Origin of the sequence: Pseudomonas sp. FP453 (assembly GCF_030687495.1) — a bacterium.
Classification (GTDB): domain Bacteria; phylum Pseudomonadota; class Gammaproteobacteria; order Pseudomonadales; family Pseudomonadaceae; genus Aquipseudomonas.
The window spans coordinates 3,382,509-3,400,651 of sequence record NZ_CP117435.1 but is presented as its reverse complement, the minus strand read 5'-3'; the positions used below and the strand labels follow the sequence as shown (position 1 = coordinate 3,400,651).

The 18,143-nt window shown below is 62.6% G+C and carries 10 protein-coding genes; 8 read left to right on the top strand and 2 right to left on the bottom strand.

All coding sequences use genetic code 11. The features are described 5' to 3' along the window. Nucleotides 1-12: 12 nt before the first annotated feature. The 5 genes from PSH87_RS15200 (at nt 13) to PSH87_RS15180 (ending at nt 7,939) form a co-directional block, all read left to right on the top strand. On the top strand, nt 13-2,538 hold the full coding sequence (locus PSH87_RS15200) for an acyl-CoA dehydrogenase (RefSeq protein ID WP_305430052.1): 2,526 nt from the start codon (nt 13-15) through the stop codon (nt 2,536-2,538). Between the two features lie 133 nt (nt 2,539-2,671). Next, a complete protein-coding gene (locus PSH87_RS15195) occupies nt 2,672-4,015 on the top strand; it encodes a 3-oxoacyl-ACP reductase (protein WP_305430051.1) in 1,344 nt (447 codons plus the stop codon). A gap of 3 nt (nt 4,016-4,018) precedes the next feature. Next, nucleotides 4,019-4,909: a MaoC/PaaZ C-terminal domain-containing protein gene (locus PSH87_RS15190; RefSeq protein ID WP_305430050.1), complete on the top strand. Its 891-nt coding sequence runs from the start codon at nt 4,019-4,021 to the stop codon at nt 4,907-4,909. Beyond that, a complete protein-coding gene (locus tag PSH87_RS15185) occupies nt 4,906-6,204 on the top strand; it encodes an acetyl-CoA C-acetyltransferase (RefSeq protein ID WP_305430049.1) in 1,299 nt (432 codons plus the stop codon). Before PSH87_RS15190 ends, PSH87_RS15185 begins: the two co-directional genes overlap by 4 nt. Before the next feature lie 31 nt (nt 6,205-6,235). Then, nucleotides 6,236-7,939 carry an AMP-binding protein gene (locus PSH87_RS15180; protein WP_305430048.1) on the top strand — a complete coding sequence of 568 codons (1,704 nt, stop codon included), beginning with the start codon at nt 6,236-6,238 and terminating at the stop codon, nt 7,937-7,939. Nucleotides 7,940-8,008: 69 nt separating this feature from the next. On the opposite strand, the gene PSH87_RS15175 is transcribed toward PSH87_RS15180, so the two are convergent. Further along, a complete protein-coding gene (locus PSH87_RS15175) occupies nt 8,009-9,124 on the bottom strand; it encodes a Gfo/Idh/MocA family protein (protein WP_305430047.1) in 1,116 nt (371 codons plus the stop codon). Between the two features lie 309 nt (nt 9,125-9,433). Between PSH87_RS15175 and PSH87_RS15170 the strand changes: the two genes are divergently transcribed. Together PSH87_RS15170 and PSH87_RS15165 are read left to right on the top strand one after the other, a co-directional pair. Then, nucleotides 9,434-10,471: a YCF48-related protein gene (locus PSH87_RS15170; protein WP_305434323.1), complete on the top strand. Its 1,038-nt coding sequence runs from the start codon at nt 9,434-9,436 to the stop codon at nt 10,469-10,471. Nucleotides 10,472-10,489: 18 nt separating this feature from the next. Beyond that, the gene (locus PSH87_RS15165) at nt 10,490-12,865 is read left to right on the top strand and encodes an RND family transporter (protein WP_017739140.1); all 2,376 of its coding nucleotides are present in this window, start codon (nt 10,490-10,492) and stop codon (nt 12,863-12,865) included. 65 nt (nt 12,866-12,930) lie between these two features. Here the strand turns inward: PSH87_RS15165 and PSH87_RS15160 are convergent, their stop codons facing one another. Continuing rightward, nucleotides 12,931-17,898 (bottom strand): dermonecrotic toxin domain-containing protein, encoded by a 4,968-nt coding sequence (locus PSH87_RS15160; protein WP_305430045.1) that lies wholly within the window; start codon nt 17,896-17,898, stop codon nt 12,931-12,933. Between the two features lie 76 nt (nt 17,899-17,974). Here PSH87_RS15160 and PSH87_RS15155 point away from each other — a divergent pair, with 76 nt between their 5' ends. Then, nucleotides 17,975-18,139 (top strand): hypothetical protein, encoded by a 165-nt coding sequence (locus tag PSH87_RS15155; RefSeq protein ID WP_305430043.1) that lies wholly within the window; start codon nt 17,975-17,977, stop codon nt 18,137-18,139. Nucleotides 18,140-18,143 lie beyond the last annotated feature (4 nt).

Genomic DNA, 18,143 nt, shown 5'->3' with positions numbered 1-18,143 from the left:
AGAGGTATCCCCATGGTTATCTGGTTATTGGCGGGTGTCGCAGCAGCGATTGCCCTGGCGTATCGACAAGCGGCGGCCACCTTGTGGCTGGGCGCTGGCCTGGTCTGGCTGGCGGTGGGTTACCTGATCAATGGGGTCGAGGGCTTGGGTGTCACGGTCGCAGCGTTGCTGGTGCTGGCGCCGGCGTTGCTGATGGCGATCAAACCCCTGCGTCGCACGCTCTTGTCCAGCAAGGCCCTGGCCCTGTTTCGCACCATCATGCCGGCCATGTCCGACACCGAACGCGCCGCAATCGAGTCCGGCACCGTGTGGTGGGACGCCGAGCTGTTCAGCGGCAAACCCGACTGGCAGCGCCTGCTGCAAGCCGCCCCCGCCAGCCTCAGCGCGGAAGAACAGGCCTTCCTCGATAACGAAGTGGAAACCCTGTGCGACATCGCCAACGACTGGGAAACCACCCAGGTGTGGCAGGACATGTCCCCCGAAGGCTGGCAGTACACCAAGGACGCCGGCTTTCTCGGCATGATCATTCCCAAGCAGTACGGCGGCAAAGGCTTCTCCCACTACGCCCATTCGCAGGTGGTGATGAAGTTGTCGACGCGCTGCTCGGCGGCGGCGATTTCGGTGATGGTACCCAACTCCCTGGGCCCGGCCGAGTTGCTGCTGCATTACGGCACCGACGCCCAGCGCAACTACTACCTGCCACGCCTGGCGCGGGGCGAGGACATCCCGTGTTTCGCCCTGACCAGCCCCTATGCCGGCTCCGACGCCGGGGCGATCCCCGACCTGGGCATCGTCTGCAAAGGCAGTCATGAAGGCGAGGAAGTGCTGGGTTTTCGTGTGACCTGGGACAAGCGCTACATCACCCTCGGCCCGATTGCCACCGTGCTCGGCCTCGCGTTCCGCGCCGAAGACCCCGACGGTTTGCTCGGCCCGGCCGGTTCGCTGGGGATCACCTGCGCGTTGATTCCCACGGATCACCCCGGGGTCAACAGCGGCCGCCGGCACTGGCCGTTGAATGCGGTGTTCCAGAACGGCCCGACCACCGGCAAGGACGTGTTTATCCCACTGGAGTGGGTGATCGGCGGCCGCGAGCAAGTCGGCAACGGCTGGCGCATGCTGATGGAATGCCTGGCAGCCGGACGGGCGATTTCCCTGCCGTCGGCCAACGTCGGCCTGGGCAAGGTCGCCGTGCGCGGCACCACCGCGTATGCGGCGATGCGCAAGCAGTTCGGCCTGCCCATTGGCAAGTTCGAAGGCGTGCAGGCGCCACTGGCACGCATGGCCGGGCATTTGTATGCGTGCGATGCGGTGCGCAAAGTCTCGGTGGCGTCCCTGGATGCCGGTGAAAAACCTTCGGTGATCTCCGCCATTGCCAAGTACCACGTCACCGAGCGCGCGCGGATCATCGTCAACGACGGCATGGACATCGTCGCCGGCAAGGGCATCTGCATGGGGCCGAACAACTTCCTCGCCCGTGCCTATCAGCAAAGCCCCATCGCCATCACGGTGGAAGGCGCCAATATCATGACCCGCTGCCTGATCATCTTTGGCCAGGGCCTGATCCGTTGCCATCCCTACGTGTTCCGCGAGATGGAAGCGGCGCGCAACCCGGACCGGCGCCAGTCCCTGGAAGACTTTGACAGCGCCATGTTCGGCCATGTGAGTTTTGTGCTGGCCAATACCGTACGCGCGGCGGTGCATGCGCTGACGGGTGGGCGGCTGATTGCCGTGCCGGCCAAGACCGATCCGGCGCTGGCGTCCTACTACCGCCAGGCCAATCGTCTGTCAGTGGTGTTGGCGTTGATCTCGGACGTGTCCATGGGCGTGCTGGGCGGTGCCCTCAAGCGCAAGGAAAGTATCACCGGGCGTTTGGGAGATATTCTGTCGCAGCTGTACATCCTGTCCTGCGTGCTCAAGCGTTTTGAGGACGACGGCCGGCCCCAGGCGGACCTGCCGCTGGTGCATTGGGCGGCGCAGGATGCGTTGCTGCGCGCCCATGAAGCCCTCGCCGAAGTGCTCGACAATTACCCATCCAAAGCCGCTGCGGCGGTGGTGCGTGGCTTGAGTTTTCCGTGGGGCATTCCCCTGCGCAAACCGTCGGATCGCCTGTTGGCGCAGGTGGCGGATGTGGTGCAAACCCCCGGCGAAACCCGTGACCGTTTGCTGGCCAATTCCTACATTCCTCGTCCGGAAATCGACAAGTTGGCCTACGGCGAACTGGGCTTCCGCTTGTTGCCACAGGTGGAGTTGATCGACGCGCGCCTCAAGCCTGCGATCAAGCAAGGCCTGCTCGAACCGCTGCCGATCTCGGCCACGGCCTTCACCGCGTGGCGGGTCAAGGCGCGCGCGCTGGACCTGATCAGCGATGACGAAGACGCCTTGCTCGCGCGCTATGTGGAATACGCCGATCACGCCATCCAGGTGGACGACTTCCCGCAGGACTTTGGTTTGCTGGAGGCGTTGCAGCAGCGCAAGCAGGCGCTGGAGCCGGTGGCCAAGCGCCGTAGCAGCCAGGGCGAAAACGCCTCGGTCAACTAGCCGTAACACGGTCGATGTGGGAGCCGGGCTTGCCCGCGATGACGGTGTACCTGATACACCGCTATCGCAGGCAAGCCAGCTCCCACAGGGATCGGGTTTACAGGTCAAGACAGTGTTGTGAGTGGGTTTATCTATGAGTGACAGCTATCTAACGTTCGTCAATTCCCCTTGGGGCCGCCGCCTCGCCCAGGCCATCGGCTTGCCGCAACCGCTGCCATTGCAACGCCATCGCAGCGGCCAGCAGGGCTTGGCCAACCCGGTGATCGTCGCCGGGGCAGGGCGCCTGGCTGCGCAGGTGCAACAGCTCTTCAGCGCCACCGATACGGTCACCGCTGCTGCGGCCACGCTCAAGGCACCGTCCACCGGCAAGGTGCAGGGTGCGGTGTTCGACGCCAGCGGCGTGAGCGGCCTGCAACAGTTGGATGAGCTGTATGAATTCTTCCATGCCAACGGCAAGCGTCTCAGCCAGCACGGCCGTGTGGTGGTGCTCGGCACCGCGCCGGAACACTGCGCGGACTTGCCCCAGGCCATCGCCCAGCGCGCCCTCGAAGGTTTGGTGCGCTCCCTGGCCAAGGAGCTGCGCCGTGCGATCACCGTGCAATTGCTCTACGTGGCGCCGGGGGCCGAAGATGCGCTGGACAGCAGCCTGCGCTTCTTTCTGTCGCGCCGCTCGGCCTACGTTTCGGGGCAGGTGGTGCGCGTGGAAAACCCCGTGGACGGTCACGTGACGGTCAACTGGGACAAGCCTTTCGCCGGTCGCCGCGCGCTGGTCACCGGTGCGTCCCGTGGCATCGGCCTGGCGATTGCCCAGGTGCTGGCCCGCGACGGTGCCCACGTGGTGTGTGTGGATGTGCCCCAGGCCCAGGACTCGCTGCAACAAGCGGCGGCCAGTGTGGGCGGTTCGGCATTGCCGTTGGACATCACCGCCGCCGACGCCGCTGCGCTGTTGCACGCCCATGTCAGTCAATACGGCGCATTTGACGTGGTGGTGCATAACGCCGGGATCACCCGTGACAAGACCATCGCCAAGATGACCGAGGCCGCGTGGCGCAGTGTGTTGGCGGTCAACCTGGACGCGCCCCTGCACCTGAGCGAGGCGTTGCTGGACAGCCAGGGCCTCAACCCCGGTGGGCGCATTGTGTGCGTGTCGTCGATCTCCGGCATCGCCGGCAACCTCGGGCAAAGCAACTACGCCACCTCCAAGGCCGGGGTGATTGGCCTGGTGCAAGGCCTCGCGCCGCGCGCGGCGGCGCAGCAGGTCACGGTCAATGCGGTGGCGCCGGGGTTTATCGAAACCCAGATGACCGCGAAGATTCCGTTGATGATCCGCGAAGCGGGGCGGCGCATGAATTCGCTGTCCCAGGGCGGGCAGCCGATTGACGTGGCCGAGACGATCGCCTGGCTGGCGCACCCGGCTTCCGGCGGGGTCAACGGACAAGTCGTACGGGTGTGCGGACAAAGTCTGCTGGGAGCTTGAGCCATGGACTACGTGACGCAGATTATCGATCCACCCCCGTCGCGCACCCAGCTGTTGCGCGACGGCGTGCGTGCCCTGCGCAAACCAAAGCTGGATGGTGCACCGGTATTGCCGACTGAACGCCTGGTGCGTTCGGCCGTAGCGTTGCAGGCCACCGATATTGCCGCCTATGGCCGTGCCTGCGGGTTTCGCCCGGAGCAGGGCGTGCCATTGTCCTATCCCCATGTGCTGGCGTTCCCGCTGCACTTGATGTTGCTGACGCGGCCGAGCTTTCCTTATCCGGCCAGCGGCATGGTGCATCTGGCCAATCGCATTCGCCAGCATCAGCGTTTGCAGGAGGGCCAGGCGCTGCGCCTGGAGGTGTATTGCGAGCGCTGGGTCGCCCATGCCAAGGGGCAGGCGTTGAGTATCGCTACCCGTGCCTACAGCGCCGGCACTCTGGTGTGGGAAAGCGACAGCCTGTACCTGCGCCGGGACGTCAAGGATCCCGTCGGCGAACCCTGGAATGACGCGTTGGCGTTGCAGGAAGAAGGCCTGTTGCGCACCCAGCGCTGGGTGTTGCCGGCCGATCTGGGGCGGCGCTTTGCCCGGGTATCGGGGGACTTCAACCCGATCCACACCTCGCTGATCGGCGCCAAACTCTTTGGCTTTCGCCGCGCCATCGCCCACGGCATGTGGACCCTGGGCCGCGCGCTTGCCGCCCAGCAACCGCCCGGTGGACTGGCGCAGGCCGAGGCCCATTGCGACTTCAAACTGCCGATCTTCCTGCCCGGCCAGGTCGCGCTGTGGAACCACCCCGTAAACGGCCCGCGCCGCGAGTTTGAAGTGCGCAATTTCGCCGGTGATAAACCGCATATGCGTGGGCTATTTGTCTGGAATGAGAACCGTCGATGACTGACTACAGCTTCAACCCGGCCCCGACTCGCCGCGTGGCGATTATCGGTGGCAACCGCATCCCGTTTGCCCGCTCCAACACGGTGTACGCCCACGACAGCAACCAGGACTTGCTGGTGGCGGCGCTGCAAGGCCTGGTGGACCGCTACAACCTGCACGGCCAGCGCCTGGGTGAGTTTGCCGCCGGGGCGGTGATCAAGCACTCGCGGGATTTCAACCTGGCCCGTGAGTCGCTGCTGTCCACCACCTTGTCACCGGACACGCCCGCATACGATGTGCAGCAAGCCTGCGGCACCGGCCTGGAGGCGGCGTTGCTGGTGGCCAATAAAATCGCCCTCGGCCAGATCGACGTGGGCATCGCTGGAGGTGCCGATACTACCTCCGACGCGCCCATCGGCATCAACGAATCCCTGCGTCACACCTTGCTCGCGGCCAACCGCGCCAAAGGCCTGGGTGGCAAGGTGCAGGCCTTGCTCAAGGTGCGTCCGTCGATGTTTTTCAAGCCGCTGCTGCCGCGCAATGGCGAGCCGCGCACCGGCTTGTCCATGGGCGAGCACTGCGAGGAAATGGCCAAGCGCTGGCAGATCAAGCGCCTGGCCCAGGATGAGCTGACGTTGACCAGTCACCAGCGCCTGGACGCGGCCTACAAACGCGGCTTCTTCGACGACCTGATCAGCCCCCATCACGGCCTGGCCCGGGACAACAACCTGCGCGCCGACACCAGCCTGGCCAAGCTCGCCAGCCTGGCGCCGGCCTATGACCGTGACAACGGCAGCCTCACCGCTGGCAACTCGACACCGCTGACCGATGGCGCCTCGGTAGTGTTGCTGGCCAGTGAAGAATGGGCTGCGGCCAATGGCTGGCCGGTGCTGGCCTACCTGCGCACCGGCGAGACGGCGGCGGTGAATTTTGTCGATGGCACTGAAGGCCTGCTGATGGCCCCGGCCTACGCCGTGCCGCGCATGCTCAAGCGCGAAGGCCTGAGCTTTGCCGACTTTGATTTCTTCGAGATCCATGAAGCCTTTGCCGCCCAGGTCCTGTGCACCCTCAAGGCTTGGGAAGACGCCGATTACTGCCGTGAACGCCTGGGCCTGGACGCGCCGCTGGGCGCCATCGACCGCGCCAAAATGAACGTGAATGGCGGCTCCCTGGGCTGCGGCCATCCTTTCGCCGCCACCGGTGGCCGGCAACTGGCGACGCTGGCCAAGACCATTCATGAAAACGGCGGCGGCCGTGGCCTGATTTCGATCTGTGCGGCGGGCGGGCTGGGCATTACCGCCATCGTCGAAAAGTAGCGCTATCCAAAACAACAATAAGGAAACTGCCATGAGCACTGTGAGCCTGGAACAAGCCGAACGGATCTGGTTGGACGCTTACCTGCCCGGCGTGCCGGCGGACATCGACGCGGGGATTGAGGCTTACCCGTCGTTGCGGGAAGTGTTCCTGGAGCACCTGGAAAAATTCCGCGAGCGTGTGGCCTACGTCAGCATCGGCACGGAAATGACCTACGCCGACTGGGAAGTCCAGGGCTTCGCGTTTGCCGCGTGGCTACAGGGCCAGGGGGTGAAAAAGGGCGACCGCGTGGCGCTGATGATGCCCAATTGCTTGCAGTACCCGATCTGCCTGTTGGGCACGATCCTGGCCGGTGCGGTGGTGGTCAACGTCAACCCGCTGTACACCTCCCATGAACTCAAGCACTTGCTCAAGGACAGCGAAGCCGAAACCGTGGTGATCTTCGAGAACTTCGCCCACACCCTGGAAAAAGTCATCGCCGGCAGCAGCGTCAAGCGCGTGGTGATCGCGGCCATCGGCGACCTGCTGGGCACCTTCAAGGGCGCGGCGATGAACTTCATCCTGCGCACCGTGCAAAAGCAGGTGCCTGCATTCAAGCTGCCGGGTGCGTTGCGGTTCAACCAGGCGCTCAAGCAAGGGCGTGGCCTGAACCACTTCCCGGTGGCCATGCAGCTCGATGACCTGGCGTTCCTGCAATACACCGGCGGTACCACCGGCGACGCCAAGGGCGTGATGCTCAGCCATCGCAATATCATCGCCAACCTGCTGCAAGCCAAGGCCTGGGTCGGCGACCAACTGGACCAGGACAAGCAGGAAACCAACGTCACCTTGTTGCCGCTGTACCACATCTTTTCCCTGACGGTGAACTGCCTGATGTTCATGTGCCTGGGCGGGCGCAACATCCTGATCGCCAACCCTCGGGATGTGAAGCGGGTGCAGATGATCCTGCGCAAGGAGCGCTTCAACGGCATCGCCGGGGTCAACACCTTGTTTAATGGCTTGCTGGAGAACAAGGAGTTCTGCGCGCGGGACTTTTCCGACCTGCGCATGGTGATCGCCGGCGGCATGGCGACGCACACGGCGGTGGCCAAGCGCTGGCAGGAAGTCACCGGGCTGCCGATCATCGAGGGTTACGGCCTGACCGAGTGTTCGCCGGTGGTGAGCATCAGCCCGATCAATATCGCGCGCATGCGTGAGATGGAGTTTACCGGCAGCATTGGCGTGCCGTTGCCGTCCACCTGGGTGCGCTTTGTGCGTGAAGACGGCGAGTTGGCCGAGATTGGCGAGCAGGGCGAACTGCAAGTGCGCGGCCCGCAGGTGATGCAGGGCTACTGGAAACGCCCGGATGCAACCGCCGAGGTGCTGGATGGCGAGGGGTGGCTGTCGACGGGTGATATCGGGGTGATGGACGCGCGCGGGTTTATCCGCCTGGTGGACCGCAAGAAAGACATGATCCTGGTCTCGGGCTTCAACGTGTACCCCAATGAAATCGAAGATGTGGTGGCACTGCACCCCGGCGTCAGTGAAGTGGCGGCCATCGGCGTGGAAGACCCGGTGACGGGCGAGAAGGTGAAGATCATCGTGGTGCGCAAGGACCCGAACCTGACGCAGGAGCAGATTCTTGCGCACTGCCGGGAGTATCTGACGGGGTACAAGGTGCCCCGGTATGTGGAGTTTCGGACGACGGAATTACCCAAGACTACCGTGGGCAAAGTGCTGCGCCGGGCGTTGCGCTGACGCTCAGGCGCTGCTGATCCAAATGTGGGAGCGGGCAAGCCAGCTCCCACAGGGGATCAGCGGTGGGTTTTAAACGGTGCTTACTTTGACCCAGCGTTCTTCGCTGGCGGCAATGCGAATCGCTGTTGCCAATTGCTCGACCGCCCACGCCGCTTCAAAGTCGGTGCCATCCGACCCCTGGCCAGCCACGGCCATGATCAGCTCCTGCACTTCCAACGTCTTCAACTCGTTGTAACCCAACTGATGGCCCGCCGCCGGGCTGAATGCCGCATAGCCGGGCAGGGCAGGGCCGGCCAACAAGCGCTGGAACCCGTCCTGGCCAACGCGGCACAGTTGCAGTTCATTCAACCGCTCCTGATCGAAGGCCAGCGTACCTTTGGTCCCGCTGATCTCGAAACTCAGGTGGTTCTTGTAACCGTGCTTGAGCCAACTGCTGCTGACCGTGCCGCGCGCGCCGTTGGCGAAGCGCAGCAGTGCGTGCACCTGGTCATCCACGGCAATGGCTTTGTGCTCGCTGCTGCCTTTGACGGCAGGGCGCTGGGCATGCACGGTCTGGGTGTCGGCGCACACGCTGGTCACATCGCCGACCAGATAGCGCGCCATCGACAGCAAGTGGCTGCCCAAGTCCGCGAGGGCGCCCCCGGCATGCTCCACTTCGCAGCGCCACGACCAAGGGGAAGCCGGATCGGCCATGAAATCTTCGCTGAACTCGCCCTGGAAGCTGATGATCTCGCCGAGGTCGCCCCGGGCAATCATCTGCTTGGCCAGCGCGATCATCGGGTTGTGCTGGTAGTTGTAGCCCACGCGCGTCACCACACCGGCGGCACTGGCCGCACGGCGCATGGCGTCTGCCTGTTCGAGGCTGACGGCCAGGGGTTTTTCGCAGTACACCGCCTTGCCGGCCGCGATGGCGGCCATGGCCATGGGGTAGTGCAAGTGGTTGGGAGTGGTGATGGCCACGACATCGACATTGGGGTCGTTGATTAGCGCTTGCCAGTCGCCGTGGGCCTGGGCAAAACCCCAATCCTTGGCGCAGCGCTGTGCGCGTTCGGTATCGGCGTCGGCCAGGGCGGCCAGCTTGAGGTGTACCGGCAGTTCAAATACCGCACGGGCGTTATTGAACGCCAAGGCATGGGCGCGGCCCATGAAGCCTGTGCCGATCAAGCCGATTCCGAGTTCACGCATAGCCGTGGTCCTTTGCATTATTGTTGTCAGAGGCGCTATTAATGGAATAAAAATTCCCTAATTTCAATAGATAGAATAAAAATTCATAGAGGCGCAGGTAATCACTCTGGCGAATGCAGCTATATTCAGCCCGTGGCCAAATGCCGCCAGTTAACAAAAGATAACGTAGCGCCGATTGTCAGACGATTCGAAAGCCCGATAGGATGGCCCCTGCTTCCTCCAGGCGCTCTAGATTGCAGGTTTCAGAGCCCGGGAAGGCGAGATGACCTAACAATAATAAATGGGAGAAGGTCTATGAGTGAGCCTGTCATGGGTTGGGTTGTTTGCCGCCCACGCGCCGCACGCAGGGTTGCGTTGCTGGCCACAGCGCTCTCGCTGTTTGGGGCCGTCGCGTTGCCGACCGCCGCCCAGGCCGCTGGCGATACCCCCGCCGCGGCGGTGTTTGCAATTGAATCGCCCAAGGCCGCCAAAGGCCTGATGATCGACGTGGTGCACGCCGGCAAGCGCCTGGTGGCGGTCGGTGATCGTGGGCATATCCTCTATTCCGATGACCAGGGCGCGACCTGGACGCAAGCCAAAGTCCCCACCCGACAGTTGCTCACGGCGGTGTTTTTCGTCGATGACAAACAAGGCTGGGCCGTCGGTCATGATGCGCAAATCCTTGCCAGCACCGACGGCGGCGCCACCTGGACCCAGCAGTATCAAGACCTCAAGCGCGAATCGCCGCTGCTCGACATCTGGTTCAACAACGCCAACCACGGCCTGGCCGTCGGCGCGTACGGTGCGCTGATCGAAACCACCGACGGCGGCAAAACCTGGGCCGATGTCAGCGACCGCCTCGACAACGAAGACCAGTTCCACCTCAACGCCATCTCCTTTATCAAGGACGCCGGCCTGTTTATCGTCGGCGAGCAGGGCAGCATGTTCCGCTCCAGCGATGACGGCCAGACCTGGGAAAAACTCGAAGGCCCTTACGAGGGCTCGCTGTTTGGCGTGATCAGCACGGCGCAGCCGCAAACCCTGTTGGCCTATGGCTTGCGCGGCAACCTGTACCGTTCCACGGATTTCGGCACGACCTGGGAGCAAGTCGAGCTCAAGGCGGCGCGGGGTGCGCTGGAGTTCGGCTTGTCCGGCGCGACGTTGCTGGACGACGGCGCCATCGTGGTCGTCGGCAATGGCGGCAGCGTGGTGGTCAGCCATGACGACGGGGTAACTTTCAGCGTCTTCAACCGCCCGGACCGGATTTCACTGTCGGCCGTGACGGCGGCAGGCAACGGCAATTTGATCCTCGCGGGGCAGGGTTGTGTGCGTGTCTCCACCGTTGCCGGCGCAGAGCTCTCAAAATAATAAGAAGGCGGGGATTCAATGAGCAGTCATCACAACGATAAAGCGACCTTTCTTGAGCGCCTGATCTTCAACAACCGCCCGGCAGTGATCGTGATCTGCCTGTTGGTGAGCATTTTCCTGTTCTGGCAGGCGACGTTGATTCGCCCGTCCACCAGCTTTGAAAAGATGATCCCCCTCAAGCACCCCTTCATCGAGAAGATGATGGAGCACCGCAACGACCTGGCGAACCTGGGCAACACGGTGCGCATCTCGGTAGAAGCGAAGGACGGTGACATCTTTACGAAGGAATACATGGAGACCCTGCGGCAGATCAACGACGAGGTGTTCTACATCTCCGGCGTCGATCGTTCGGGCCTCAAGTCGCTGTGGAGCCCCAGCGTGCGCTGGACCGAAGTGACCGAAGAGGGCTTTGCCGGCGGTGAGGTGATCCCGCAGAGCTACAACGGCTCGCCGGAAAGCCTCGATCAGCTGCGTAACAACGTGCTCAAGTCCGGCCAGGTCGGGCGCCTGGTGTCCAACGATTTCAAGTCGAGCATCGTCGATATCCCGTTGTTGGAGGCCTACCCGGACCCGCAGGACCAGGGCAAGTTGCTGGCCCTGGACTATCGCAAGTTCTCCCATGAACTCGAAGACAAGATCCGCGACAAGTTCGAGGCGCAGAACCCCAACGTCAAGATCCACATCGTCGGTTTCGCCAAGAAGGTCGGTGACCTGATCGATGGCCTGGTGATGGTGGTGATGTTCTTCGGCATCGCGTTTGTCATTACCCTGATCCTGCTGCTGTGGTTCACCAACTGCCTGCGCAGCACTATCGCCGTACTGAGCACCACGTTGGTGGCGGTGATCTGGCAATTGGGCCTGATGCACTTTTTCGGTTTCGGCCTCGATCCGTATTCGATGCTGGTGCCGTTCCTGATCTTTGCCATCGGTATTTCCCACGGCGTGCAGAAGATCAACGGGATCGCCCTGCAATCCAGTGAGGCCGACAACGCGCTGACGGCGGCGCGACGCACGTTCCGCCAGTTGTTCCTGCCGGGGATGATCGCGATTCTGGCGGATGCGGTGGGCTTTATTACCCTGCTGATCATCGATATCGGCGTGATCCGCGAACTGGCCATCGGTGCGTCCATCGGTGTGGCCGTGATCGTGTTCACCAACCTGATCCTGCTGCCGGTGGCGATTTCCTACGTCGGCATCAGCAAGCGCGCCATCGCCAAGAGCAAGAAAGACGCGAACCGCGAACACTCGTTCTGGCGCCTGCTGTCGAATTTTGCCAGCCCGAAAGTCGCCCCGATCTCCATCGCCCTGGCCCTGGTCGCCTTTGGCGGCGGCCTCTGGTACAGCCAGAACCTGAAGATCGGCGACCTCGATCAGGGCGCGCCGGAACTGCGCCCCGATTCGCGCTACAACAAAGACAACAACTTCATCATCAGCAACTACTCCACCAGTTCCGATGTGTTGGTGGTGATGGTCAAGACCGCTGCCGAAGGCTGTTCGCGTTATGAAGCCATGGCGCCCATCGACCAGTTGATGTGGAAGATGCAGAACACCGAGGGCGTGCAGTCGGCGATCTCGTTGGTGACCGTGTCCAAGCAGATGATCAAGGGCATGAACGAGGGCAACCTGAAATGGGAAACCCTGTCGCGCAACCCCGATGTATTGAACAGCTCGATCTCCCGTGCCGATGGCCTGTACAACAACAATTGCTCCCTGGCGCCGGTGCTGGTGTTCCTCAACGACCACAAGGCCGAAACCCTCGACCGCGCGGTGCATGCGGTGCAGGAATTTGCCAAGGAGAACAACAAGGATGGCCTGGAATTCATCCTTGCCGCTGGTAATGCCGGGATTGAAGCGGCGACCAACGAGGTGATCAAGGAGTCGGAACTGACCATCCTGATCCTGGTGTACCTGTGCGTCGCAACCATGTGCATGATCACCTTCCGCTCGTGGGCGGCGACCCTGTGCATCGTGCTGCCGCTGGTGCTGACGTCGGTACTGGGCAACGCGTTGATGGCGTTCATGGGCATCGGCGTCAAGGTCGCGACCTTGCCGGTGGTGGCCCTGGGTGTGGGGATTGGCGTGGACTACGGCATCTATATCTACAGCCGCCTGGAAAGCTTCCTGCGTGCCGGTTTGCCCCTGCAAGAGGCGTATTACCAGACACTCAAGTCCACCGGTAAAGCCGTGCTGTTCACCGGCTTGTGCCTGGCGATCGGCGTGTGCACCTGGATCTTCTCGGCGATCAAGTTCCAGGCCGACATGGGCCTGATGCTGACCTTCATGTTGCTGTGGAACATGTTCGGTGCGCTGTGGCTGTTGCCGGCACTGGCGCGGTTCCTGATCAAGCCCGAGAAACTGGCGGGGCAGAAGGGCAACTCGTTGTTTGCCCACTGAGCCATGGAGTGGGGTAGCTGAAACATGACGGGGGAAGCCATTGGCTTCCCCCGTCGTCGTTCAGGTCACAGTTTCAGGAACAGCTTCTCGTCCAGTGGTGGCTTGATTTTCGCACGCAAGATGCTGTCGATGCGCTTGTCATCCTTCCCCGCCTGGGTCACCAGGTCCTTTTGCGTGAGGTAGCGTTGCTCGGGCAGCTTCAGGTGGGCTGCGCTGTAGTCTGCGCGCGGGGTGTCCTGTGTCGGGTAATGGAAGTGCGCATACCAAAGAACGCCCGGGCCGTTTTTCTCGCGCACAGCGTACTCGGTGAGAAAATCCTTGCCCTTGAGCGGCTTGTCCCGGGCAACCAGGCCGATATCGACACGCCCGTGCGTCCATAGGTATTCGATGTTTTCCGGACGCGGGGGCTGGCGAAGGTAGCCGTCGCAGCGATGCATGATCGCGCGTTGGCGCATGTCGTTGGCGGCGTTGCGCCACAGGGCCAGCAGCGGGGCCGTTTCACTGTTGTCCTGATGGCTCGCCTCAGCCTGCTGGGCGAGGCGATCCAGGTTCCGGGCCTGGTTTTCCAGCATGTCGCTCCAGTCGCTGGGGCTCACGCTTTCCCGGCGGGTTGGGTCATCCAGCTTCTTTTTCTGGTATTGGATGCTGCGTTCGATCTCGGCCTGTCCATCCATCAGCTTGCGCGCGTCGTTGGCGTAGCTTGCCAGTGGCTTTAGGAGTGGAGCCGGCGCAGGCTTGACCGGGTCATTGCGGATTATCTGTACCCACTCGCCTTCGCTGGTGTGCCAGCTGTAGCTGGTAACCGGCAGACCGGTCTGCGGGTTGAGCACATCGATAATCTGAATGTCCTGGCCTGGCGCTGCCGCACGCAGCGTACCGACCAGGGTTTGCTTGTCGCGGGTCTTGAAGACTTGTTTATTCTGCGCCTTGTGCGGACGGTCCTTGCGCCGTTTCACGATGGGGGAGAGGTGTTGCTCTTCGCGAACAAGGTCGGCCAGTTCAGCCTGCGCCTGGGTAATCACCTGACGAAGGGCCTCGGCGAAACGCTCGCTGTAGACCGGCCTGAGCCGTTTCGAACCCATCTCCTGCAACGCCTGGAAGTTGTTCAGCTCACCCTTGTATTGGTCAATCAGGCTGCCAAGTACGGCAATGCGTTCTTCCGCGGTATAGCCCTCATGCTCTTGCAGTTCGATGTGGGAGGTTGCGATGGTATTGAGGTCGGCTCGGTTGAAGCGATCAATCAGGAACGCTTCTTGCGGTGACTCGATATCGGTGCTGCGGTCAATGCTTAACTCGCGCAGGGTGCTCATGCGTTCCAGGCGGGCAAACAACGCCTGATTGATCGGTGGTTGATCGTTTGCCCTGATAAACGCAGCGGCCTGTTTTTTGCCATGGGGCGAGTCACTCTTCCATTCATCCAGCAGTTGGGCATAGGTGTCTGACAGGCGTATGAGATGCTCGATATTTTCGACGCGGTCACTCAGGCTTTGGATCAACTGCGTATAGGCCCCAGGTGCGTTGATACGGGTTCTTTCGATAAGGTCGTTCAGGGGCTCACCGGTACTGGCATGGGAAAATTCTTCGCCGATGTACAGGTAGTCGGTGTTGAGCGAACGCAGGGTTTCGGCGATTTCCTGATACGCCTCGGAACGTTTTTCCTTGAAGATGTTGAAATCCATGGCAGGGGTTTCGGGGGTCAGCGCCTGGATTGCGTTTTTGCGCAAGTGGGTGAGCTTGTCGATCTGTTGTTCGTAAAGGGTGAAGCGGGTGCGTTGTAACGCCAGTAGCTGCCGGTTGCGGGCCAGTTCTGCCTGATATCGATCGTTGAATTCAGCGCCACGCTCGCTGTTGCTGGCCAGGCCCCACAGGGTTTGCAGTGTCTTGTTGGACTGGTGCAGTGAACGTTCGGTCTCGACCAGGTGCCTGTCGGCAACTTCCGTGGCAATGGCCACGGGCTGCGCCGCGATCAATTCATCTGCGTACTTGGCGAGCATGGCTTTGGTGACTTCGACATTCTTGTCCACTGTGGCCTTCATGCGGGCACCGGAACGGGGCATGCCGCCTTTGAGTTTCGGGCGTGTATCAAATTGCCAGTGGCCTTGAGTATCGGCTTTCAGCGGTGGCCCTGTGCGGGCCTTGTCCTGCTCATCGATGACAAACAGTCCATCCAGGTCCCTCGCCACCCGGTACCAGTGGTTGTCGATGCGTGCGTGCAGTGTGCTCTCAATGGAATACAGGCCTTTCAGCGGGCCGCTGGCGATGGGCGTTGCATGCCCGGCAGGGGTGGGCACGCTGAAGCTTTGAATATGCGCACGCTGCGCGGGTGTGAGCACGCCGGCGCTGGAAAAGGCGAAATCGAAAGGCGTTGAAACAGCGGCCAAGGCCGTGCCGACAGCGGCCTGATGGATTGTCGCGGGGTGGCCGGTGCTGGCTTCGCCACCGCGACGCAGGGGCACGTTGACTTCTGGGCGGTCGGCAAAGGGAATACTGCCCAATGGACGCGGCTTGACCGCGTTTGCCGTGGTATGGCTCAACAACGTACCCACATTTACCAGCAAATCCACCATGGCGGCTGTGGGGTCGGGGTTGGCGGTCTCACTGGCCTGCTGGATATCGTTCTCCACGCTGGCCAGTTGCACCAGCCAACCGGCCATGGCGCCGGGGCCCTGCAATACCGGCAACAGCGTATTGAACAGTAACCAGCCGAGTTCCTTGTGGGACGCCCAGCGGCTTTCGGCATCGGACGTCGATTGGTCCTTGGCGAGGTTGACCAGGCTATGGGCATTGGCATTGAACAGGTGCTTCATCAGGTCGCCGCGGTCCACGTCGCGAGCCAGCGTGGCGGCCGCGTCATAGCCATCGACGGCCAGGGTGGTCGGCCCCGGTGTGGCGGGGGCATCGAATTCGTTGAACACACTGTAGTGGGCGATGTGTGGCGTGTGAAAACCGCCATTGCCATACACCGCACGGGTCTTGGCGTCCGGCAACCAGGCCAGGATGCTTTGCTGCAACGGGCCGGGTTGCTGGATCGCACTCAGCAAGGCCGCGCGGCTGGCGAACTCTTGCAATGGCGGCGAGAGCTGCGGGCGGTAGAGGATGTGCGGGCCTTTTTCGACGTTTTTCGGCTCGATCAGAAACATGTTCTCGACCACATCCGGCGTTGCCCCGGGTTTGCGCAGGAACGCCAGCGGGCGCACGGTGAGGTCCAAGCCATCGACCTGACGGCTGCCGGCGCCGGGGCGGGTCACCGCTTCGACAAACTGTACGCCTTGCGCCGTCAGGCCGGCCTGGCCCTTGAGTTTGAGTTCGCTGGCCTGCATGGCGAGCTGGATGGGCACCTGCTCGGCGAACAACGCCAGGCGCTCCCTGGACTGCGCGCTGTCACCCGCCAAATGCTGTTCCAGCAAGGCGGGGTAGTGCTTGCCGATATCGACCTCACTGATCAGGTCCTTGAGGTCCTGGGCCAGTGTGGGGTCATTGACCGGCTGGCCGCGCAGGCGAATCTCCATCTGACCCTTGGGCAGTCCGGCGAGGTTTTCCAGGGCCATCTGTACCAGGCTCATCTTCACTGGCTCGATGTAGCCACTCCCCAGGGTGCCCACCGCTACCTTGAAGGTGACCTCCAGGTCCTTGGCCTTATAGCCCTTGGCTGCCAGGCGGGCGTCGAGTTGTTGTTCGGCATAGGTGCGGATGTCCGGTATGTCCGTAAGAAACGTACGCCCGTGATTGCGCTGCACACTGCTGGCCAGTGCCAGGGTGTGGCGCCGGTAGGCAAAGCGCTCGGCTTCGCTGGCTTGGGTGAGCCAGGCCGGCATGTTGCGGGCCATGTACTCAAGCGTGGTGGCGGCTGGGCTCAGGGCGCCGATGAATGACGGGGCCGTGGCGCTGGCTTGGGCGAACAGTTGCTCCAGCGCTTCGACGCTGGCGTTGGCGGGCAGTTGTATGGCCTCCAGGTTTTGCAATTGCCCGTTGAGAACGAGGGCAGCCTGGGTTGCAAACACCGGGCCGGTGAGTTCCACGCGCTTCCAGTCCAACCGGTCGAACACGAACTGTTCGCTGAGCTGGCGTTGCCATGCGGTGGCAAAGGCCTCGAGGGAATCGTAGGGCGTCACCACGCCGGCGGCCGAGGTGTGAAGCACGATCTGGCGGCCATCGACTTCGCGGGTGATCAGCAGGTCTGGGCTGAGCACCCGGGAATGGCTATCGCCCTTGCTCAGGCTCGACTCCAGCGCATACACCTTGGCTACCGAGGTGCCGAAGGCGTTTGTACGCTCCGTGGCATCGGGGTAGCGCGTGACCTGGTCGAGCGTCTGGCGTTGCAGGTCATCCAGCCCCGGTTGCTGGAGACCGGCGATGCGCAGCGTGTTGTGCAGGGTGTCGCCGAGCCACGACCACTGGCTGGTGCGCGCGCCGTTGGGTGTTGGGGGAAAGGCGTCCTGGTCCCAATAGGCCGTCAGCGCTTCGGCAAAGGCGGCCTGCAGATTGGGGCGCAGGGCGCGTATGGCCAGTTCGACCGCTTGCATGTCCAGCGGCAGTGTTGGCTGGCTCGCATCATCCTTGACGCTGAGGAAGTTGTAGTGGGTGGTGTTGATCCACTTGCAGGGCTGGCCGAAGCGATTGGAGAAATCCAGCTCGGCACCCGATGCCAGGTGTTCAAGGGCCAGGTCCAGCAGTGGTGTCAGCGCATATTGCGAGGTACTGGCCTGGGTTGGCACGGCGAGGGACGTGTTGGCGACATCGATGTTCAAGCTGGGGTGTTGTGCCTTGAGTGCCTCGGTCAGAAGCCCGGCGACCACCGAACGCACGCTGGGACGGCTAGCGAAATGCTCGGCCACGCGGGTTTCCAGGGCGGTGGCGTCTGGCTGGGGCGGTGCATTCAACTGGCGCTGGAGGCCCGTGGGCGCCGGGTTCGGGCGAGGTGCCGGCGAGTGGGGCTTGGGGAGTGTTTCGTTGCCGGGCGTTGCAGGGGGCGGCGGTGACTGCACGGGCAGGGAGACGGTGTAAGTGTTGGGCGTGTTTCTTACCGATAGCATGCAAGCGCTTCCTTTGCTTGTGGGACAAAACGTACGCCGGGAAAAATACCTGTCCGGTCACGCCCCGATGTCGGCAATGCGTTATCAACTGTTTCGCGGCGCGTCGCCGATCAAGGCGTATGCCTTGATCGGCGTGGGGTCGGGCTGTCTGTTTCGGCGTGTTTGTCGCTGCCCGCCCATCGAAAGCGGCGCTCCACCGCCGTTGCTGGGCTATCATTGGCGCTTTCCCGTAGATGATTGACTGC